The sequence below is a fragment of the Rhizobium sp. 05N49 genome (assembly GCF_056396805.1).
Genome location: NZ_JBFTME010000029.1, coordinates 36,653 through 57,107 on the forward strand (window position 1 = coordinate 36,653; position 20,455 = coordinate 57,107).

Genomic DNA, 20,455 nt, shown 5'->3' on the forward strand with positions numbered 1-20,455 from the left:
CCGTTCAGGGTGTGGCAGCCGACTGTGGCCGCATGGCTTCGGTGGATGGCAATGACGAGACGAAGTCAGCCAGCGGCACAGGGCGGGAGAACAGGAAGCCCTGCAGGTCGTTGCAGCCTGCAGCGACGAGAAAATCCCGCTGCCCTTCGGTCTCGACACCTTCCGCCRTCGTCGCTTTTCCAAGCGTGCGGCTGAGGCCCAGGATCGCCGAAACAATGGCGGCACCCTCGGCCTGCGTTCCCAGCAACCRTACGAAGGACCGGTCGATCTTGATCCGGTCGATATTGAACTGGATGAGGTGACTGAGCGACGAGAAGCCGGTGCCGAAATCGTCGAGCGCAATCCGGATCCCCTGGGATCGAAGCCTGCCGAGTGTGCCTTGCGCACTCTCGTCGATGTTGAAGAGGGCGGCTTCCGTCAGTTCCAGTTCGAGGCGCGATGGTGACAGGCCTGTTTCCGAAAGGATCGACAGCACGTAGCGGTCGAAGTCGCGATGCCGGATCTGCGAGGGGGAGACGTTGACGGCGACCGACATATCGGTTGGCCAGCTTGCCGCTGCCTTCGCGGCGTTCCTCAGCACCCAGCCGCCAAGCTGGTCGATCATGCCGGCTTCCTCGGCGATCGGGATGAACTTGTCCGGCGACAACAGTCCAAGGGTGGGATGGCGCCACCGCACGAGCGCTTCCGCCCCCGAAAGTCTTCCATGCGCGTCGGCACGATGCACACCCTGGAAGAAGACCTCGAGATGGCCGGGATCACTCGGACGTACAATTTCTGCGCTGTCGGAGAGGTGCGTCGGACCCTCCAGCACCAGGCGAAGATCGTTCTTGAGATTTTCCCGTGCCTCGACCCGATGATCCAGGGAGGGTTCATATTCGATCAGGCGCCCGCGCCCGCTGGTCTTGGCTTCATAAAGGGCGACGTCCGCACGCCGCAATATCTCGCTGGTCGCCTCAGCCGCATCATGAAAGGCTGCGGTGCCGATCGAGCATCCGATGCGGACGACAACGTCGCCGCCGCGCAGCTGGAACGGCCTGCTCAGGGCCTCGATGATGGTGTTGCAAAGCAGGATGTAGCTGTCGTCACCCTCCCTGACATGGGGAAGAAGCAGGGCGAATTCATCGCCGCCGAGCCTTGCAAGCGTGTCGCCCGTTTCGATCAGGGCATTCATCCTGTCGACGGCGCCGCGCAGCAGCTCGTCTCCGGCGGCATGCCCGTGGATGTCGTTCACCTCTTTGAATTTGTCGAGATCGACAAGGGCAAGGACGGCATGCTCGCCGGGTGATTTCATGGCCGCGAGGCATTGCTCGAAACGGGCCGCGAAAAGAGCCCGGTTCGGCAGGCCCGTCAGCACGTCATGCAGCGAAAGATGCCGGGCATGAAGTTCGCTGGCGCTGAGTTCCCTGAGGCTGCCGCGCAACCGGCCCATCAAGGCGAAGAACAGGCCAGCGATGACGAGACCGGCAACGGAAAGCACGGGAACGAGCCGGCCGATGACGCGTGTGCCCGGCAGGTCCGGCCTCCAGATGATGAAGCCGATCGGTTCGCCCGTCGTCGTCGCTTCGATTTCGAAGGCGACTTCATTCTGCTCCTGATCCGCAGTGCGGGCATAGCGCGCGCCGGCGAGCCCCTGTTCCCGGCTCAGCGTATCGAGCGTGACGCCGTCGAGGAAGCGGAACGCCACGAGGTAGAGCCTGTTGGCGTCATTTGCTTGTTGCGGATCCACTTTCGAAGAACCCGTGACCGAAACGACGCCGGCGACCGAAGGCCGGCCCTCGAGACGCATCAGCTCCACCCGGCTGGGTTCCGGATCCGAACTCGGTCCCTGCGGCGCACCGTGTTGCCTTGCTTCAAGATCCTGGATCATCGGCTGAAGCAGCGGCCGCACCCATTTGAAGCGACGTTTCGTTTCGGGATCGGACTGCAGGGCGAGCTCGCCTGCCGGAGTCACCAGGAATGCTGCATTGTAGCCGAATACCGTCGTCGCGATCTTCCCGAACGCCCCGGCCGATGTCGCGCCGCTCTTGCCGCCGGTCGTTGCCGAATCCGACACCAGCAGTGAGGCGTAACCGGCGCCCATCAGCTGGATGTCCTGCGATACCCGCTGGACCTGATCCAGAAGCCGGCTGTTGACGAGCTGGCGCTGCCGATCGAGAGCGGCGGCGTCGCTTTCCCTGCCGGCCCAGATGGCAGCCAGGAACACCAGCCCAAGAATTGCCAGGCCGCTGATCGCAAGCAGCACCAGTATCGACCCGGACGATGTCCAGGCCTTTCTATGAGTGAATAATCTTAAAGACGGATCAGCAGGCACGCAGTCTTCTCCCGAGCGCGCCAATACTGACCTCGATTGTTTACAAAAAGCTTTTCAAGCAGCATCAAAATTAATGGCCCAAAATGATGAGCTTTTTAATCGTTTTGTGATTGGCTGTTCATTGCGCAACGCTTGCCGATGCAAGCTTGGCGATCGGGCTCTACGTCAAGGTGATTGATATGTTGCGATTGGGATCTCTCTACCGTTCGAAGTTCTTCGCATTTGTTTGTGCGGCCGTTGTTTCGGTCGGCATTTTTATGCCCGCGGCTGTCCGGGCTGCCGAAAGCGACAGCATCCGCATAGCTGTCGAGGGTGCGTTTCCACCGTTCAACTATGTCGATTCCAATAACCAGCTTCAGGGCTTCGACGTGGATATCGCCAAGGCCCTCTGCGAGGCCGCGAAATTGAAGTGCGAATTCGTCATCCAGGAATGGACAGCGATGATCCCAAACCTGCTCGACAACAAGTATGACGCAATCATTTCGTCGATGTCGATGAGCGCGGAGCGGCGAGAAAAGGTCGCCTTCACGCAGAAATATTATGACAGCCCGACGGTCTTCATCGCGCGCAAGAAGTTCGACATTGCCGGCACGTCACCCGAAGATCTGAAGAAGCTACGGCTCGGCGTGACGGCAGCGACCTCCCAGGAGTCCTATGCCAAGAAGTTCTACGGCGGTATCGCCACGACAGTATTCCAGGCATCGCCGGATCTCTACAAGGGTCTTGCTGACGACAAGGTCGATATCATCCTGGAAGACAAGCTCGCGGTCTACGACTGGCTCGCAAACACCAAGGCTGGCAGCTGCTGCGAATTCAAGGGCGACGATATCAAGAACACCGAATATTTCGGCGACGGAGCAGGTATCGCCGTGCGTCCGACCGACAAACCGCTGCTGGACAGGCTCAATGCAGCGCTCGAGGAGATCCAGGCCAACGATACCTACGATACGATCAACGCGAAATATTTCCCGTTCAGCATCCGCTGAAGGCGGCTAGCCCGTTTCTGGTGACCTAGCTCTCGGTAATGCGCCGATCCTCGTCGGAGCCGACCGAGAGCTGCTTCCAGTCGAGATCTTCCTGCAGTTCGAGATATTGCGTCGCGCCGATCCTGTCCTTGTCGCGCAGTTCCTCCAGGCGCTGGCGCTGGGCGATCACGGCGGCGATTGTCAGTTTGCGGCGCCGCTCGAGCGGCGAGGCTCCGTCAAGGTCCGAGGGCACCGTCCAGTGGTCCTTGCAGACAGTCCTGATCGCTTCGGCCTCGGCGCCGCCTTCCTTTTCAAGCCGCTGGAATGCCGCCTCGGCGAGCGAGCGCCTTGCTGCTTCCAGTTCGTCATGGACCTGGCGTTGCCGCCCGAGTTTAAGGAAATGGATCATCGGGGCGAGTGTCGCTCCCTGGATGACGAGCGTTGCCAGGACCACCGCAAAGGCTGTCAGCACCACGAGATCGCGGTCCGGAAAATCGACGGGCAGCGCGAAGGCCGTGGCAAGCGTGACGAGGCCGCGCATGCCCGACCAGCCGACCAGGAAGGTCTCGCCGTGCCTGAAGGGCGCCAGGACACCGCCGCGCCGGTGACGCAAGGTGACGAACGCATGCAGCAGGAAGGCCATCGCCAGGCGCGCCAGGATGACGCCGACCACGACGATTCCGGCAAAGCCGAGCGCCCGCTCGAGCGCCTCGGCCGACATGGATTCGACGATGCTGCGCGCCTGCAGCCCCATGAGCAGGAAGGCGACGACGTTCAGCAGGAAGACGACCGTCGTCCAGACGGCGAAGGAATGCACTCGCATGCGCGGGGAATCGTCGACCGTCGACAGTGTGGCGATGGTCATGGCGCTCGCAACCGTTGCCAGTACGGCCGAGAGATGCAGATGCTCGGCGATCAGCCAGGTCGAAAAGGCATAGACGAACTGCAGCAGGGTGCCACCGACCGTGTTTTCGGTGATCGGCCGGAGCCGCGAGACGAAAAAGCCGAAGGCGATGCCGAGCAAAATGCCGCCGGGTGCTGCAAAGCCGATCTGGAGGGCAGTCTCGCCATCGAGCCCGCCGCGCGCCTGGACCGTGAGTGCGGCTCCGAACAACAATAGCGCCGTTGCATCGTTGAAGAGGCTTTCGCCCTTCAGCAGAGCATCCACGCGGCGGTCCACCGGCAGATTGGAAAGCACGGCGGTCGCCGCAGCAGCATCAGGCGGTGCAACGATGGCGCCAAGTGTGACCGCCACCGCGATCGGCAAGCCAACGGTCAGCATGCTGATCGACACCACCACGCCTGTTGTCACCAGCACGGCGATGACGGCATAGAAGATCAGCGGCAGCAGCATGCGCCGCGCAGCCCCCATCGGGAAGTCATAGGCGGAATCGACGAGGACGGGCGCGATGAACAGGGCAAGCGCCGTCGGCGGATCGATCGGGATGACAGGCGCGCCGGGCAGCATCGCCACGCCGACGCCGGCGGCAGCCAGAATACCCGGATAGGGCAGATGCATGCGCCGGGTGATCTGCAGGAGCAGGATGGCGACCGCGAGCAGGGCGACGAGGGTTTCGAAGAAGGTCATGTCGGCATAGTAGCAGGCTTTCCGTCGCATTGAAGCGGGTGCGGCTCCCATGTAAAGCTGAAGCCTATCAAGGTGATGACAAAAGGCGAGGCAAGCCGTGACGATGGACTACGATGTGGCTGTTATCGGTGCCGGCGCGGCGGGCATTGCAGCGGCGCGAAAGCTCGCCGGTGCCGGCCGTTCGGTCATCATTCTCGAAGCCAGCAACCGCGTCGGCGGTCGTGCCTGGACCGTCGAACTTTCCGGCATGTCGCTCGATATGGGCTGCGGTTGGCTGCATTCGGCCGAGCGCAATCCGCTTGTCGCGATCGGCAGTGAGGCCGGCTTCACGATCGAGCGCGGGCCGACGGCCTGGCAGAACCAGTGGCGCGATCTCGGTTTCCCTCCGGAGGAACGCAAGGCTGCCGCTGCCGCCTGGGGCGCGCTTGAAGAGCGGCTGCGGACCAATCCGCCGGCAAGCGACAGGGCATCGGACGCGCTGGAACCCGGCGGCGAATGGAACGCCTATTGCCAGTCGCTGTCAGGTTATCTGAACGGGGCGCCGCTGGAGCGGCTGTCGGTTGCCGATTTCCTTGCTTATGACAATGCCGCAACCGATGCCAACTGGCGGGTGCACGAAGGCTATGGAAGCCTGATCGCCGCTGCCGTTCCCGATGTGACCCTGCGTCTGTCGACCCCGGTGCGCCGTGTTGCGCTGACGAGTGGGGGTGTCCGACTTGAAACCGATCGCGGTCCGGTCAGTGCCAGTGCTGTGATCGTTACGGTTTCGACCAATGTACTTGCCCGCGGCACTATCGTCTTCGACCCTGAAGCCGATGAGCATCTGCATGCCGCAGCACAATTGCCGCTCGGCCTTGCCGACAAGCTCTTCATGGAACTCCATGGCAATCACGGTCTCGAACCGGAAACCCATTTGCTTGGCGATGCTCGAAACGACCAGACCGGCAGCTATTATATCCGACCGCTCGGCCGCCCCGTTGTCGAAGGCTTCTTCGGCGGCAAGGGCGCCGTCGTCATCGAACAGGCTGGCTTGCTCGACGCCTTTACCTTTGCGCTCGAGCAGCTGTCATCATTGCTCGGAAACAACATCCGCCGCCATCTGCGGCCCCTGACAGCTTCGTCCTGGTGCCACACGGATTGGGTTCGAGGCTCATACAGCCATGCGCTGCCGGGCCATGCGGGTGCGCGAGCCATCCTGGCGAAGCCCGTCGCCGACCGGCTGTTCTTTGCCGGCGAAGCGACGCATCATTCCGATTTCTCGACCGCGCACGGGGCATGGGAGAGCGGACTGCGGGCTGCCGACGAAGTGATCGGCAACGCTGGCTAGGCCGGGTCGACAGTCAGGATTCCAAATCGGCTGATCGCTGCTTTACAGGCCATCGTGGTGGACCACGGCGTCTGCGTCGTGCCCTTGATGTGAAATATATTTCACGTGATGAATTATATTGACATTCTTTTGGCGCCAGAGTTATCTCGCTTTACCGGCGTTCGAGGAGGAAATCCGGTTTCACGAACAAGGCGCTGATTGCGCCATCGGCATTTGGGAGGGGCTTCGGCCTCGAGGAGGAACTTTGCGCAATTTTCTAGGCACGACAGCGATGGCCGTTCTGGCTGCCGCGACACTGAGCACGGCTGCGTCAGCGGCCGAAACCGAAAACCCGTTTCGCTGCAAACCCGGCGAAAAATACGTCATGAACGTCATGGTGTCGGGCGTTGAATATTGGTTCCCGGTCTATGAAATGTTCAAGCAGGCCGGACAGCAGCTTGGCTGCGAGACGGCTTATACCGGCACCCCGGAATATGACGTCAACAAGCAGATCGCAACGTTCGACCAGGCTCTTGCCCAGAACCCGGCCGGCATCCTCGTTCACCCGATGAACTCGGATCCTTTCATAGAGCCGATCAATCGCGCGATCGATCAGGGTACGGCCGTTGTCACCTTTGCGGCGGATTCACCGCTGTCGAAGCGCATTTCCTTCATCACTTCCGACAATACCCGCGAGGGCATTTATGCCGCCGACGCAATTGCCAAGAAGCTCGGGGGCAAGGGTGAATATGCGGTTCTGGAAAATCCGGGCCAGGACAATCACGACAAGCGCATCGCAGCCTTCATCGCGCGAATGGAAGAGAAGTACCCGGACATGAAGCTCGTTGGCCGGGCGGCGTCGAACCAGGATCCGAACAAGGCCTATCAGGGTCTGATGAGCCTGGTACAGGCTCACCCGAACCTCAATGCAGTGTTCATGCCGGAGGCGAACTCGGCAATCGGCGCGGCCCAGGCAAACAAGGAAAGCGGCGGCAAGATCCTCGTCATGTGCGCCGACGTCAACGCCAATATCCTCGACATGATCAAGGCCGGGGAAGTTTTCGGCTCGATCAATCCCAACCAGGGCATGCAGGGCTACATGGGCTTCATGCTGCTGTGGCTTGCCAAGCATCCGGAACTGATCGATCCGATGAACGACGCCAAGCGTTCGGGTTTCAACCCGATGAGCATCCCCGTCGTCGATAACGGTCTCTCGATCGTGACGGCCGCAAATGCCGACGACTTCTACTGGGACAAGTACCTCCAGCGCCGGGGTACGAAAGGCATCGAGGAGTAAGCCGTGCTGGCCGCTGTCGGGGTCAGGAGCCGACAGCGGCCGCAAAGCGGGGAGAGGGAGAGCTATCATGGCGCAGACGCCGGCCCTGGAAATACGCAACGTCACCAAGCGTTTTGGCACGATCAAGGCGCTGACGGATGTGAGCTTCCACCTTGAAAAGGGGGAGGTTCATGCCCTCTGCGGCGAAAACGGCGCAGGCAAATCGACGTTGATGAACATCATTGCGGGTGTGCTGCAGCCGAATGAGGGAGAAATTGTCGTTGATGGCGCGCCCGTGAAAATCGCCTCTCCCGCCGTTGCCCAGTCGCTGGGCATCGGACTGGTACACCAGGAAATCGCGCTGTGCCCGGATGCCACTGTTGCCGAAAACATGTTCATGGTGGCGACGAACCGCCGGCGGTCGCCCTTGATGAATTTCGCCAGGCTGGAACGGGACGCTCAGGCGGTAATGAACCGCCTTGCTCCGATCGACGTTCGCCAGAAGGTTGGCGATCTGCCTATTTCCAGCCAGCAGCTGGTCGAGATCGCCAAGGCGCTGACCCTCGACTGCCGTGTCCTCATCCTCGACGAGCCCACCGCGGCTCTGACAGAGGCGGAGGCGCAGGTGCTGTTCGGAATCATCAACGATCTGAAGGCTCACGGCATTTCGATCATCTATATCAGCCATCGCATGGCAGAGATCTTCAGCCTCTGCGATCGGGTCACGGTTTTTCGCGATGGACGCTATGTCTCCACCGAACGGATCTGCGACCTTACGCCCGACGAAGTCGTGCGCCGCATGGTTGGGCGTGAGATCACGCAGCTCTACCCCGAAAAGCAACCGGTGGCGGAGCAAAGCGAGCAAACCATTCTTTCCGTGCGCAATCTCGGCGACGGGACGCGCTTTGAAAATGTCAGCTTTGAATTGCGCAAGGGAGAAATTCTCGGGATCGGCGGCCTCATCGGCTCCGGCCGAACCGAGATCGCAGAGGGTATCTGCGGCCTTCGCCCGACCAGGCAAGGCGACGTTCGACTTTGGGGCAACGTGCTTAGCGTCTCATCCTATGCCGAGGCGGTGAAAGCGGGCGTTGTCTATCTGTCCGAGGATCGCAAAGGCTCAGGTGTCTTTCTCGATCTGTCGATCGCCCAGAACATCGCTGCCCTCGATCTCAAGTCGCTGACGGGACCGTTGGGACTCTTGAACACGAGGGCAGAGGCCGATCGGGCACAGGATCTGGCGCGCCGTCTTGGTATTCGGATGGGCGGTATCGACATGCCCGTCTCATCGCTCTCCGGGGGCAACCAGCAGAAAGTGGCCATTGCAAAGCAGTTGGCGGTCGATCCGAAAGTGATCCTGATGGACGAGCCGACGCGCGGTATCGACGTTGGCGCAAAATCTGAAATTCACCGTTTGCTGCGCGAGCTTGCGCGGTCCGGGGTCGGCATTGTCGTCATCACATCCGAGCTGCCGGAGCTTCTCGGTCTCTGCGATCGGGCGATCGTCATTCGCGAAGGCAGGGTTGCCGGAGAAGTCGAGGGCGAGGCGATGACCGAACAGGCCGTCATGCGGCTCGCATCCGGCATTGGCGCAAGTCAACACAACATATCGAAGGCATCAGAGCATGCCGTCTGACGACAAAACTGGGACGGGAGACCAGGCAATGACAGATCACGCATTGGCGGCGACAAGACAACGCGTCTCTTCCTGGAAGAGGCTGGGAACGATGCGCGAAGCGGGATTGATTGCGATCATTCTCGCGCTCTGCGTCCTCATGAGCTTTGCCTCTCCGCACTTCCTGACGATGGGCAATTTCCGCGCGATGCTGATGTCGTTCTCGGTGGAGGGCATCGTGGTCGTCGGCATGACGATCCTTCTGATCGTCGGCGGCATCGATCTTTCGGTCGGCTCGGTTGTCTGTTTCTCTATGGTCTTGTCCGGCTCGCTGTTCCTGATGGGGATGGACCCCTGGAGCGCGTCTCTGGTGGGGATTCTCGCCAGCGCCTTGATTGGTTGTGCCATGGGCTTCTTTGTGACGGTGATCGGGCTCAACCATTTCATCACGTCGCTTGCCGCAATGGTCATCGTGCGGGGCGTCTGCCTGATCATCACCAAGGGAACGCCGCTCTCGCTGTTTGCGTTGCCGCCGTCATTCAAGGCGGTCGGGCAGGGCACGTTCCACGGCATTCCCTACGTCATTCTGATCTTCGTCGCGATCGTGGCGGTTTTTGATTTCCTGCTGCGCAGGGCGACAGCGTTCCGCAAGGTCTTCTACACCGGCAGTAATGAGAAGGCGGCGCTTTATTCGGGGATCAGGACGAACCAGGTTAAATTTTGGGTGACCGTCCTCTGCAGCACGCTGTCGGGTGTTGCCGGTGTCATCTACATGTCGCGCTTCGGTGCTGCGACCCCGACCTTCGGCGTGGGCATGGAACTCAACATCATTGCCGCTGCCGTGATCGGCGGCGCATCGCTCAGCGGCGGCTCCGGCACCATCCTCGGCGCCATCCTCGGTATCGCGCTTCTGTCGGTGGTCAGCAGTTCGCTGATCCTCTTGAATGTCTCGGTCTACTGGCAGGATATGATAAAAGGCTGCATTCTCCTGGCTGCCGTTTCCATCGATCATTTCTTGCACAAGCGGAAGGCTGCCTGACATGCCGATTGCCAAACCCAAGATCGTCTCCGCGCCACGCGAAGAAATCGTCATCGCACGCCAGATGCACCAGGCTCTCGTGCTGCATTTCCTGGAAGGTTTGACGCAGGCGCAGATCGCCGATCAGCTCGGCATCTCTCACGCCACCGTCAACCGGCTGATCAAGCGCGGTCGCCAGCTCGGCCTCGTGGAAATCAAGATCAAATCGCCGGTCGAGCCGCTGGTCGATATGGAAGAACAGCTTCTGGCGCTTGGCGGAATCAACCGGGCGATTGTCGTGCCGACCGTATCCGACAATCCGCAAACGGCATTGCAGGCCGTTGGCGAGGCGGCAGCGCGTCTGCTCATCGAGGAGATCACCGATGGCGACACGATCTGCATCACCGGCGGCAAGGGCGTCAGCGCCGTCGTTGCCGGCCTGCAGCCGCCGCGGCGCTTCGACGTCGAGGTTATCCCGGCGACGGGATGCGTCCAGGGCAAGCACTACACCGATGTGAACCACGTCTCGACGATGATGGCCGACCGGCTTGGAGGCCGCTCGTTCCAGATCCATGCCCCCCTCTTTGCCGACAGCGCCGCTGAACGGGGGATGCTGATGAACATGCGCTCGGTTGCCGATGTCTTCAAGCGGGCGCGTGAGGCGAAGGTCGCCGTCGTCGGCATCGGTTCGATCTTGTCCGATGATTCAAGCTATTACGACCTGCATCCGTCCTCCAGCACCGACCGGGCTGCGATCGAGCGCTCCCGCGCCTCATGCGAGCTGCTTGCGCATCTGCTCGATGATCATGGCAGCGTGTGTGACTACAGCCTCAATCGTTCGTTGGTATCGCTGACCCTTCCCGAGTTCGCGTCGATCCCGATGAAGATTGGCGTGGCCAGCGGACCAAACAAGGCAGGGCCGATCTTGAGCGTCATGCGGGGTCATCATCTCGATACGCTCGTTACCGACGAGGCAACCGGCGCACGCATTCTCGCGTTGGCCGCAGGCAAAGGACAGCACGCATGAGCGGGCAACAGTTGATGCGTGAAATCGGCAGGTCGGGTGTGGTCGCCTCGGCGGTCGGGCTTGGAACCTGGGCGATCGGCGGCTGGATGTGGGGAGGCACGGACGAGGCGGAATCGATCGCAGCAATCCAGGCTTCGCTCGATGCCGGCGTGACGCTGATCGACACGGCACCCGCCTACGGACTTGGCCGATCCGAGGAGATCGTCGGCAAGGCGTTGAAAGGCCGCCGCGACAAGGCCGTCATCGCGACCAAGTGCGGGCTCGTGTGGCACACGGACAAGGGCAAACATTTCTTCGATCAGGATCGCAAGCCGGTCCACCGCTACCTCGGCCGCGACGCAATCCTTTATGAAGTCGAGGAGAGCCTGCGGCGCCTTGGTACCGATCATATCGATCTCTACATCACCCACTGGCAGGATCCGACGACACCCATCGAGGAGACGATGCACGCGCTGGAAGAGCTGAAGGCCGCGGGCAAGATCCGTGCGATCGGTGCCAGCAACGTCAGTGCTGCCGAGCTCGAAACCTATATTTCCGTCGGCGACCTGGATGCCATCCAGGAGCGCTTCAGCATGGTAGACCGGGAAATCGAGGCCGATCTCTTGCCGCTTACGCGGCCGAACGGCATTTCGACGCTGAGCTATTCTTCGCTTGCACTTGGCCTCTTGTCCGGGACAGTCGGGCCGGATCGGGCCTTTTCCGGTGACGATCAGCGACGAGACAATCCGCGCTTTTCCATTTCCAATCGCGAGAAGGCGATGGCCTTCGCCGCAGCCATCGGGCCGATTGCCGTAAAGCACGGAGCAAGCGTTGCACAAATCGTCATCGCCTGGACGCTTGCGCAGCCCGGCGTGACATTCGCCCTTTGCGGCGCACGCAACCCTGCGCAGGCGCTCGACAATGCACGGGCTGGCACGATCCGCCTTGACCCGGACGATCACTCGGCCATCGATGCGGCCATTGCGACGAAACTGACGGCTATGGACAGGTAACGGATCGCATCATGAATCGCGAAGAGATATTGGACGGGCTTCGACGAAGCCCGAAGGTGGACGTGTGCGTCATCGGCGGCGGTATCAACGGCATCAGCGTCTTCCGGGAGCTGGCGCTGCAGGGGCTCAACGTCCTTCTCGTCGAGAAGCATGACTATTGCTCCGGAGCGAGTGCGGCGCTGTCACGGATGGTGCATGGCGGACTTCGCTATCTTGAGAACGGCGAGTTCAAGCTGGTGCAGGAATCGCTTGTCGAGCGCGACCGTTTGTTGCGAAACGCTCCGCACTATGTCGCCCCCTTGCCGACGACGGTGCCTGTCTTCGATGCCTTTTCGGGGCTGGGCAACGGCATCGTCCGCTTCCTGGGGCTGACCCGTCGCCCCAGCCGTCGCGGCGCGGTCGCAATCAAGATGGGGCTCAGCATCTATGATTTCCTCACGCGCAAACGGGCAATGATGCCGCGTCACCAGTTTCGCGGCCGACGCACAACGCTTGCGAAGTGGCCGGCGCTCAACCCGGAAATCAGAAGTTCTGCGACCTACTACGATGCGTGGATCAGTCACCCCGAACGTTTGGGCATCGAGCTGCTCGATGATGCCCTTCTTGCCGGCGCTGGCGCAGGAGCGCTGAACTACGCCGACATTCGTGCAGCGGGTCCCGGGCAGTTTGTCATTCGCGACCTTGTCAGCGGCCGCTCCGCGGAGGTCGACCCCACACTCATCATCAACGCAACTGGCGGATGGATCGACATTACCAACGACACTCTTTTCTCACCGGATGCACGCCCGGCAACCCTGATGGGTGGCACCAAGGGATCTCACCTCATCATCGACAACGCCGAACTCTACGACGCCCTGGCCGATCACATGATCTACTACGAGAACGAGGATGGAAGGATCTGCATCCTGTTTCCCTATCTCGGCAAGGTGCTGGTCGGCTCGACCGATATTCGCGTCGATGATCCCGAAACCGTGCGCTGCGAAGCCGACGAGCGAGACTATATCCTGCAATCGCTTGGCTTCGTGCTGCCTGGCATCAAGATCCGGGCGGAGGAAATCAGTTTTCAGTTCTCGGGCGTGCGCCCGCTGCCGACGAGCAAGGACAGCTTCACCGGTCGCATCCCGCGCGACCATTTCTGTACCATCGTGGAAACTTCCGGCAGTGGGCCGGCGGTGCTCTGCATGATCGGCGGCAAATGGACGACGTTTCGCTCGTTCGGCGAACTTGCGGCCGATCTCGCGCTGGAACGTCTCGGCAGGACACGTCGCGTAACAACCGCTGAGCGGCCAATTGGCGGTGGCAGGCGATTCCCACCGGATCGCGCAGACTGGATTGCCAGGACGGCGAGGGAAAAAGGTATTTCCGGCGATCGCATGGGAGAACTCTTCTCCCGCTACGGGACGGAAGCCGAAGCGATCGCGGCCTTCATCGTGGCTGCGCCTGATGCACCCCTGCCGCAGGCGGCCTATTCGGAGCGCGAAATTCTCTTCCTCATCAGGAACGAAGCCGTCGAACATCTCGATGACGTTCTGCTCCGGCGAACGACGCTGGCGATCACCGGCACGCTGTCGCTCGAGATGACGGATGCCGTCCTCGATCTTCTGGCAGCGGAGAAGGCGTGGACGCCAGCTTTGCGGGCTGCGGAGCGAAGCCGCTTCCTCACCCTTTTGCGCGACCGCCACGGCGTCGACGAACTCAGCCTTTCCGCACGGAACGAACAAAGGAGCAAAAAATGCGAAACAACATGAAAGTCCGGATGAACCGGCTCTTCGGTCATGGTCGCTGCCTCGACGTTGCGATCGATCACGGCGTCTGCAACGAGCCGTCCTTCCTGAGCGGCCTTGAGGACATGAAATCGGTCGTTGAGGCGCTGACGGCCGCTGGCCCGGACGCCATCCAGATGAACTATGGCCAGGCCGATCTGCTCCAGAATGTCGCCGGCAAGAACAAGCCGGCGCTGGTAATGCGGATCGACATGGGCAACCCTTATAACAGGATTCGACACCGTGACATGTGGGCGGTGCTGCAGAACGAGGCCGAACCGCTGATTGGTGCGCTCGAGATGGACGCGGCCTGCGTCGTCGTCAATCTCTTCATGCTGCCTGACGAGCCGGATCTCTTTCGCCAATGCGTGCAGAACATCGCACGTGTCCGCGCCGATTGCGACAAGTACGGAATGCCGCTGATGATCGAACCTCTGGTCATGCAGCCGGTCTCGGAAAAGGGTGGATACATGGTCGATGGCGATGCCGACAAGATCGTCACCCTGACACGGCTTGCGCGCGAAATGGGCGCCGATATCGTCAAGGCCGATCCGACAACCAATGCGGAAGATTTCCACAGGGTCGTGGAGGCGGCGCGTTGCCCGGTTCTGGTGCGCGGCGGCGGCAAGGAGGATCTTCGGACCGTGTTCGACAAGTCTGCGGCCTTGATGCGGCAGGGGGCGGTCGGCATGGTCTACGGGCGCAACATCTATCAGCACGCCAATCCGGGGGCAGTCGTGCGCGGGCTGATGGCCATCGTGCATGGCGACGCTACTGGCGAGGAAGCCTTTGCGCTCTACGAGCACGATTGAAAATAGTTGCTGAACCTGGGGAGGAGTTCTGCATGGGAAATTATCTGTTGGGGCTTGATGCTGGCAACACCGTGATCAAGGCGGTGATCTTTGACCGGCAGGGCAACGAGGTCGCTGCCGCGTCAGCCGAGGGGCACAGCCGCATGCCATGCCCCGGCCATGTCGAGCGTGGCCTGGACGAATTGTGGACGAATGCACGTCAGGTCATCAGCAGCTGCATCGAGCAGGCCCGCATCCGGCCCGAGGAGATTATCGCGATCGGCTGCGCAGGACATGGTAACGGTCTCTACGCGCTTGATCGCGAGGGTGAACCATTGCTCGGCATCCAGTCGCTCGACACGCGCGCTGCGGCTCTGGTCGAGGAATGGCAGACACAGGGAATCGGTGATCGCACCCATCCGATCGGTCGGCAGCGCCCTTGGCCATCGCAGACGCCGACGCTGCTTGCCTGGCTGAAACGCCACCGGCCGGAGATCTTCGGCAGGATCGGCACTGTATTCCTCTGCAAGGATTTCATCGTCAACCGCCTGACGGATGCCCGCGTCAGCGAGGTGTCCGACATGACGGGCTGCGGCCTGCTTGACGTTGCCAACCGCCGCTACAGCGAGACCTTGATGGATGCCTATGGCCTCGGCGATTGCCTGGCGATGCTGCCACGATTGCTCGAGAGCTCGGACATCGCAGGTCACGTTACGGCCGCGGCGGCCGCGCAGACGGGTCTTGCCGTCGGTACACCTGTGATCGGCGGCCTGTTCGATGTCGTCGCTTCGGCGATCGGTTCCGGCGTGACCCGGACGGGTGCTGCCTCGATCATCGCCGGGACCTGGAGCATCAATCAGGTGATTATCGATGCGCCGCAACTGGCCGGGCCTGTCTTCATGTCGTCCACATTCGACCGCGAGCGATACATGGCGATCGAGTCCAGCGCCACGTCGGCTGCGAACCTCGAATGGCTGGTGCGGGAGTTTTTCCCCGACGCCTCGCCTGACGGGCGCTCGCCTTTCGATCATTGTGCGGCGCTCGCCGCTGCCGTCGAGCCCGGCGCCGACGATCCGCTCTATCATCCGTTCCTGTATGGCGCGCAGCAGGATGGCAATGCCCGTGCCGGCTTCTATGGCGTTGCTGGCTGGCACACGAAGGGCCATCTGGTGCGAGCGGTCCTTGAAGGCGTCGCTTTCGGCCATCGTCAACACGTCGAGACCATGCGCAGTGCCGGGGCAACATTCGACGAAGCCGTACTTTCCGGTGGAGGCTCGCGAAGCCTGGTCTGGCCGCAGATATTCGCCGATGTTCTGGGCGTGCCGGTTTCGATCGCCCGCTCACGAGAAACGGGCGCGCTCGGGGCCGCGATTGCGGCGGGAACCGGGGCCGGCGTCTTTCCGTCGTTCGAGGCCGGCGCCGCCTCGATGGTTCGCATGGAACGCAATTACATCCCTGACAAACGCCTGGAAGACCATTACGCGCGCCGCTATGGCCTCTATCGCGATATCGCCGAGGCAATGGCTCCGATCTGGCGGCGGCTCGTGTCGGCGAAAACCGAAGTTGCAGGAGCAGCGGCGTGAGCGGGCCTTCAACGGAAGCGGTTGCCGACGCGGGCTCTTACGACTTCATCATCGTGGGGGCAGGCTCGGCTGGATGCGTTCTTGCCAATCGGCTGTCGGCAAATCCGGCCAACCGCGTCCTCTTGCTCGAGGCCGGCGGCAGCGATCGTTATCACTGGGTGCATGTGCCGATCGGATATCTCTTCTGCATGGGAAATCCGCGTACCGACTGGATGATGCGCACCGCCGCCGAGGCTGGGTTGAACGGTCGGTCGCTTCCTTATCCGCGCGGCAAGGTGCTTGGCGGCTGCTCGTCGATCAATGGCATGATCTACATGCGGGGGCAGGCCGCCGACTATGATGGCTGGCGTCAGGCGGGCAACGAAGGTTGGGGATGGGATGACGTGCTTCCCTATTTTCTCAAATCCGAGGATAACTACCGCGGCAATTCTGCCATGCACGGGGCAGGCGGCGAATGGCGCGTGGAACGGCAGCGACTTTCCTGGCCGATCCTGGATGCCTTTCGCGACGCAGCCGAAGAGCTCGGTATTCCCAAGACCGATGATTTCAACGGCGGTGACAACGAGGGATCGGGCTATTTCGAGGTCAATCAGCGTGGCGGCGTTCGCTGGAATACCACCAAGGCATTTCTGCGCCCCGCAATGCGGCGCCCTAACCTTCGCGTGCTGACCGGAGCGGAAACGGAGCGGCTGGTGCTCGGCGGACGTCGTGTAACCGGAGTCCGCTTCCGTTTGAACGGGCAGATCCATGTCGCGCATGCCGGTCGTGAAGTCATCCTTTCGGCCGGTGCCATCAACTCGCCGAAAATCATGGAACTTTCCGGGATTGGCCGCCCGGATTTGTTGTCCTCCGTCAATATCGACGTGGCTCACGCGCTTCACGGCGTCGGCGAGAACCTGCAGGACCACCTTCAGATCCGGACGGTTTTCCGGATCGAGGGGRCAAAGACGTTGAACCAGCTCTACCACAATCTTTTCGCCCGTGCGGGCATGGGCTTGCAATATGCGCTACGCCGCTCCGGCCCGCTCTCGATGGCGCCAAGTCAGCTCGGTATTTTCGCAAGGAGCGACCCGGCAGTCGCGACCGCCGATCTCGAATATCATGTGCAGCCACTCAGCACCGACAGGCTCGGCGAACCGCTGCACCGCTATCCCGCGGTGACTGTATCGGTCTGCAACCTGAGACCGGAGAGCCGGGGGACGGTCCACATTGCCGGGTCGGATGCGTCCGCAGCTCCCGAGATCAAGCCCAACTACCTCTCGACCAGCAAAGATCGCATCCTTGCTGCAAAATCCATCCGCCATGCCCGCAGTCTCATGCAGACGAGCGCCATCTCGAAGTTCCGGCCGCAGGAGATGCTTCCTGGCAAGGAATTTCAAAGCGATGATGAATTGATCAGCCGCGCTGGGGACATCGCCACCACGATCTTCCACCCGGTTGGAACCTGCAAGATGGGGCGTGACAGCATGGCTGTCGTCGACGAACAGTTGAGAGTGCATGGCGTGGGCGCTTTGCGCATTGTCGACGCTTCGGTCATGCCGACGATCGTCTCCGGTAACACCAACTCCCCGGTGATCATGATTGCCGAGAAGGCGTCCGACATGATTCTGCGCTAACGGCGCTTAGAACTTCATCACGTTGGTGCTGAGAGAGCCAGGATGCCGCACCGGCGGCGGTCAATCCTATCTCTCTCAGTTGTTCGTCACCGCTGCGAGGATCTGCGTGGCGGTCAGGCGATCTTATCGATCTACTGCAGCGTGCGGTTCGAGACCTGCCCTGCGGCCAAGTTCGGCACGGTTGCGACGGGGCCGGCGCCTTCGAGCCCGGTCGCAACGACGGAGACGCGGAACTTGCCGTCGAGGCCGCGGTCGAAGATTGCGCCGACGACGATTTCGGCGTCGTCCTGGACTTCATCGCGAATCCGGCTTGCGGCCTCGTCGACCTCGAAGAGGGTCATGTCGGAACCGCCTGATATCGAGATCAGCACACCCTTGGCGCCCTTCATCGAGATATCGTCGAGCAGTGGGTTGGCGATTGCAGCTTCCGCCGCCTTCATCGCCCGTGCTTCGCCCTCAGCCTCGCCCGTGCCCATCATGGCCCGGCCCATACCGCGCATGACGGACTTCACATCGGCGAAGTCGAGATTGATCAGGCCTTCCTTGACGATGAGATCGGTGATGCAGCCCACGCCGGCATAAAGCACGCGGTCCGCGGTCATGAAGGCATCGGCGAAGGTGGTCTTGGCGTCCGCGATGCGGAAGAGGTTCTGGTTGGGAATGACGATGACGGTGTCGGCTGCCTGGCGCAGCGCCTCGATGCCGGCTTCGGCCATCTTCATGCGGCGATTGCCCTCGAAGGTGAAGGGCTTGGTGACGACGCCGACCGTCAGGATGCCGGCTGCACGGGCGGCATGCGCAATGACCGGTGCCGCACCCGTGCCGGTGCCGCCGCCCATGCCGGCCGTGACGAAGCACATATGCGAGCCGCTCAGGTGGTCCATGATCTCGTCGAGCGATTCTTCGGCAGCCGCGCGGCCCACTTCCGGCAGGGAGCCGGCGCCGAGACCTTCGGTGACATGCGCGCCGAGCTGGATGCGGCGCGTCGCCTTGGAGGTCGCCAGCACCTGGGCATCGGTATTTGCGGCGATGAAATCGACGCCCGCCAGTTTTTCGGCGATCATATTGTTGATCGCGTTTCCACCGCCTCCGCCGACGCCAATCACCGTGATCTGCGGCCGTAGTCCCGTAATGCCGCTCTTGGCGTCTGTCATCGAACTCTCCTTTTGTCCCTCGTGCATGCTCCGCCCCGTCGCGGATAGCGAATCGCATAATACGTTAAGCGCGCAACAAGGCAGAGGCGGGGCGGGCTTTGCAATATCCAAAGGGATTTCAGCACTGGTTCATGTTCGAAAGCAGTGAACGGTCGGATTGATCCGGAGGATCGCACCAGTATCGATCGCTTTGCCTTGAGGCGAAGTTTCGCTAAAGATGAAAGCGAAACGAAGGGAGGGCGCATGTTTCTGTCGGATCGCCAGGAGAAGATCATCGCACTTGCGAGATCGTCGGGCAGGGTGCTGGTCGATGATCTGGCGGCGCAGTTTGCCGTGACACCGCAGACGATCCGCAAGGATCTGAACGATCTCTGCGATGCACAGCTCCTGACCCGCATTCACGGAGGCGCAACCTTCCCGCGCGGGACGGAAAATGTCCGCTACGATGCACGGCGCCAGATCGCCGCGATGGAGAAACAGGCGATCGGTGTGGCTGCCGCTGATCTCATTCCCAACAACAGTTCGCTTTTCATCAATATCGGCACGACCACGGAAGCTGTCGGAGAAGCGCTCTCGGATCATCACGAATTGATGGTGATCACCAATAACATCAATGTTGCCAATAGATTGCGACTGATCGACAATATCGAGGTGGTGATCGCCGGCGGCGTGGTGCGCCAGTCCGACGGCGGCATCGTCGGCGAGGCGGCGGTCGACTTCATCCGCCAGTTTAAGGTCGATTATGCCGTGATCGGAGCGTCGGCGATCGATCCGGATGGCGCGCTTCTCGACTACGATTTCCGTGAGGTGAAGGTGGCGCAGGCTATCATCGCCAATGCGAGACACGTTATCCTGGTTGCGGATTCAACCAAGTTCGAGCGCACTGCGCCTGTCCGGATCGGCCAGATTTCGCAGGTCCATACCTTCATTACCGACCAATGCGATTCGCCCTCCATCCGCAATATCTGTCAGCAGAGCGGTGTCGTGCTGATCGAAGCAGCGAAAGCTAACCGCTGATTTTTACGGCCAATAACATTCGTTTGACATTCGGAAAATTTTCGATTTAATCACCCTCACTTTCGCAACGGTCGGGGGAACTGTTGCGCTGTCTTGGCTCGAACGGGGGGAATATGGGCCGAATCCACGATATTTTCGTCATTGGTGGCGGGATCAACGGCTGCGGGATARCGCGCGATGCCGTGGGTCGTGGTTATACGGTGGCGCTTGCGGAGATGAACGATTTCGCCTCCGGCACCTCGTCGGGTGCCACCAAGCTCATCCATGGCGGATTGCGCTATCTCGAGCATTACGAGTTCCGCCTGGTGCGGGAATCGCTGATGGAGCGCGAGATCCTCTGGGCCATGGCCCCGCATATCATCTGGCCTTTGCGCTTCGTGCTGCCCTATCACAAGGGCGGGATCAGGCCGGCCTGGATGATCCGGCTTGGCCTCTT

General features: G+C 61.3%; 16 protein-coding genes. 13 read left to right on the plus strand and 3 right to left on the minus strand.

Annotated features, from left to right (window positions below; genetic code table 11):
* Positions 1-4: 4 nt before the first annotated feature.
* Positions 5-2,311, minus strand: a complete 2,307-nt coding sequence (locus AC1DF8_RS33120; RefSeq protein ID WP_478156922.1) for a putative bifunctional diguanylate cyclase/phosphodiesterase — start codon at positions 2,309-2,311, stop codon at positions 5-7.
* Positions 2,312-2,490: 179 nt separating this feature from the next.
* Between AC1DF8_RS33120 and AC1DF8_RS33125 the strand changes: the two genes are divergently transcribed.
* Complete coding sequence (locus AC1DF8_RS33125) at positions 2,491-3,297, plus strand: transporter substrate-binding domain-containing protein (protein ID WP_113016288.1); 807 nt, start codon at positions 2,491-2,493, stop codon at positions 3,295-3,297.
* A gap of 25 nt (positions 3,298-3,322) precedes the next feature.
* Here AC1DF8_RS33125 and AC1DF8_RS33130 read toward each other — a convergent pair whose 3' ends face one another.
* Positions 3,323-4,864 (minus strand): cation:proton antiporter, encoded by a 1,542-nt coding sequence (locus AC1DF8_RS33130; RefSeq protein WP_478156945.1) that lies wholly within the window; start codon positions 4,862-4,864, stop codon positions 3,323-3,325.
* 103 nt (positions 4,865-4,967) lie between these two features.
* Between AC1DF8_RS33130 and AC1DF8_RS33135 the strand changes: the two genes are divergently transcribed.
* The 10 genes from AC1DF8_RS33135 (at position 4,968) to AC1DF8_RS33180 (ending at position 17,848) form a co-directional block, all read left to right on the plus strand.
* On the plus strand, positions 4,968-6,191 hold the full coding sequence (locus tag AC1DF8_RS33135; protein ID WP_478156947.1) for a flavin monoamine oxidase family protein: 1,224 nt from the start codon (positions 4,968-4,970) through the stop codon (positions 6,189-6,191).
* 244 nt (positions 6,192-6,435) lie between these two features.
* On the plus strand, positions 6,436-7,467 hold the full coding sequence (locus AC1DF8_RS33140) for a substrate-binding domain-containing protein (RefSeq protein ID WP_029869183.1): 1,032 nt from the start codon (positions 6,436-6,438) through the stop codon (positions 7,465-7,467).
* A 67-nt stretch (positions 7,468-7,534) separates the two neighbouring features.
* On the plus strand, positions 7,535-9,079 hold the full coding sequence (locus tag AC1DF8_RS33145; protein WP_478156924.1) for a sugar ABC transporter ATP-binding protein: 1,545 nt from the start codon (positions 7,535-7,537) through the stop codon (positions 9,077-9,079).
* Between the two features lie 28 nt (positions 9,080-9,107).
* Positions 9,108-10,097 (plus strand): ABC transporter permease, encoded by a 990-nt coding sequence (locus AC1DF8_RS33150; protein ID WP_478156926.1) that lies wholly within the window; start codon positions 9,108-9,110, stop codon positions 10,095-10,097.
* A 1-nt stretch (position 10,098) separates the two neighbouring features.
* Complete coding sequence (locus AC1DF8_RS33155) at positions 10,099-11,103, plus strand: sugar-binding transcriptional regulator (RefSeq protein ID WP_478156928.1); 1,005 nt, start codon at positions 10,099-10,101, stop codon at positions 11,101-11,103.
* Positions 11,100-12,095 carry an aldo/keto reductase gene (locus tag AC1DF8_RS33160; protein ID WP_478156930.1) on the plus strand — a complete coding sequence of 332 codons (996 nt, stop codon included), beginning with the start codon at positions 11,100-11,102 and terminating at the stop codon, positions 12,093-12,095. The genes AC1DF8_RS33155 and AC1DF8_RS33160 overlap by 4 nt, the downstream gene beginning before the upstream one ends.
* Before the next feature lie 11 nt (positions 12,096-12,106).
* Positions 12,107-13,843 carry a glycerol-3-phosphate dehydrogenase/oxidase gene (locus AC1DF8_RS33165; RefSeq protein ID WP_478156932.1) on the plus strand — a complete coding sequence of 579 codons (1,737 nt, stop codon included), beginning with the start codon at positions 12,107-12,109 and terminating at the stop codon, positions 13,841-13,843.
* Positions 13,828-14,670: a class I fructose-bisphosphate aldolase gene (locus AC1DF8_RS33170; RefSeq protein WP_478156934.1), complete on the plus strand. Its 843-nt coding sequence runs from the start codon at positions 13,828-13,830 to the stop codon at positions 14,668-14,670. The genes AC1DF8_RS33165 and AC1DF8_RS33170 overlap by 16 nt, the downstream gene beginning before the upstream one ends.
* Positions 14,671-14,702: 32 nt before the next feature.
* Positions 14,703-16,232, plus strand: a complete 1,530-nt coding sequence (locus AC1DF8_RS33175; protein WP_478156936.1) for an FGGY-family carbohydrate kinase — start codon at positions 14,703-14,705, stop codon at positions 16,230-16,232.
* On the plus strand, positions 16,229-17,848 hold the full coding sequence (locus AC1DF8_RS33180; protein WP_478156938.1) for a GMC family oxidoreductase: 1,620 nt from the start codon (positions 16,229-16,231) through the stop codon (positions 17,846-17,848). The genes AC1DF8_RS33175 and AC1DF8_RS33180 overlap by 4 nt, the downstream gene beginning before the upstream one ends.
* A 131-nt stretch (positions 17,849-17,979) precedes the next feature.
* Here AC1DF8_RS33180 and ftsZ read toward each other — a convergent pair whose 3' ends face one another.
* Positions 17,980-19,002 (minus strand): cell division protein FtsZ, encoded by a 1,023-nt coding sequence (gene ftsZ, locus AC1DF8_RS33185; RefSeq protein ID WP_113117912.1) that lies wholly within the window; start codon positions 19,000-19,002, stop codon positions 17,980-17,982.
* 243 nt (positions 19,003-19,245) lie between these two features.
* Between ftsZ and AC1DF8_RS33190 the strand changes: the two genes are divergently transcribed.
* Positions 19,246-20,019 carry a DeoR/GlpR family DNA-binding transcription regulator gene (locus AC1DF8_RS33190; protein ID WP_112547463.1) on the plus strand — a complete coding sequence of 258 codons (774 nt, stop codon included), beginning with the start codon at positions 19,246-19,248 and terminating at the stop codon, positions 20,017-20,019.
* A 113-nt stretch (positions 20,020-20,132) separates the two neighbouring features.
* A partial coding sequence (locus tag AC1DF8_RS33195; RefSeq protein ID WP_478156941.1) for an FAD-dependent oxidoreductase occupies positions 20,133-20,455 on the plus strand: 323 nt, incomplete at its 3' end.

Bases quoted from the DNA above. Each gene is read 5' to 3' on its own strand.
- ftsZ (WP_113117912.1), bottom strand. From the start codon at position 19,002: ATGACAGACGCCAAGAGCGGCATTACGGGACTACGGCCGCAGATCACG.
- AC1DF8_RS33125 (WP_113016288.1), top strand. From the start codon at position 2,491: ATGTTGCGATTGGGATCTCTCTACCGTTCGAAGTTCTTCGCATTTGTT.
- AC1DF8_RS33165 (WP_478156932.1), top strand. From the start codon at position 12,107: ATGAATCGCGAAGAGATATTGGACGGGCTTCGACGAAGCCCGAAGGTG.
- AC1DF8_RS33155 (WP_478156928.1), top strand. From the start codon at position 10,099: ATGCCGATTGCCAAACCCAAGATCGTCTCCGCGCCACGCGAAGAAATC.
- AC1DF8_RS33150 (WP_478156926.1), top strand. From the start codon at position 9,108: ATGACAGATCACGCATTGGCGGCGACAAGACAACGCGTCTCTTCCTGG.
- AC1DF8_RS33170 (WP_478156934.1), top strand. From the start codon at position 13,828: ATGCGAAACAACATGAAAGTCCGGATGAACCGGCTCTTCGGTCATGGT.
- AC1DF8_RS33145 (WP_478156924.1), top strand. From the start codon at position 7,535: ATGGCGCAGACGCCGGCCCTGGAAATACGCAACGTCACCAAGCGTTTT.
- AC1DF8_RS33190 (WP_112547463.1), top strand. From the start codon at position 19,246: ATGTTTCTGTCGGATCGCCAGGAGAAGATCATCGCACTTGCGAGATCG.
- AC1DF8_RS33175 (WP_478156936.1), top strand. From the start codon at position 14,703: ATGGGAAATTATCTGTTGGGGCTTGATGCTGGCAACACCGTGATCAAG.
- AC1DF8_RS33160 (WP_478156930.1), top strand. From the start codon at position 11,100: ATGAGCGGGCAACAGTTGATGCGTGAAATCGGCAGGTCGGGTGTGGTC.
- AC1DF8_RS33130 (WP_478156945.1), bottom strand. From the start codon at position 4,864: ATGACCTTCTTCGAAACCCTCGTCGCCCTGCTCGCGGTCGCCATCCTG.
- AC1DF8_RS33135 (WP_478156947.1), top strand. From the start codon at position 4,968: ATGGACTACGATGTGGCTGTTATCGGTGCCGGCGCGGCGGGCATTGCA.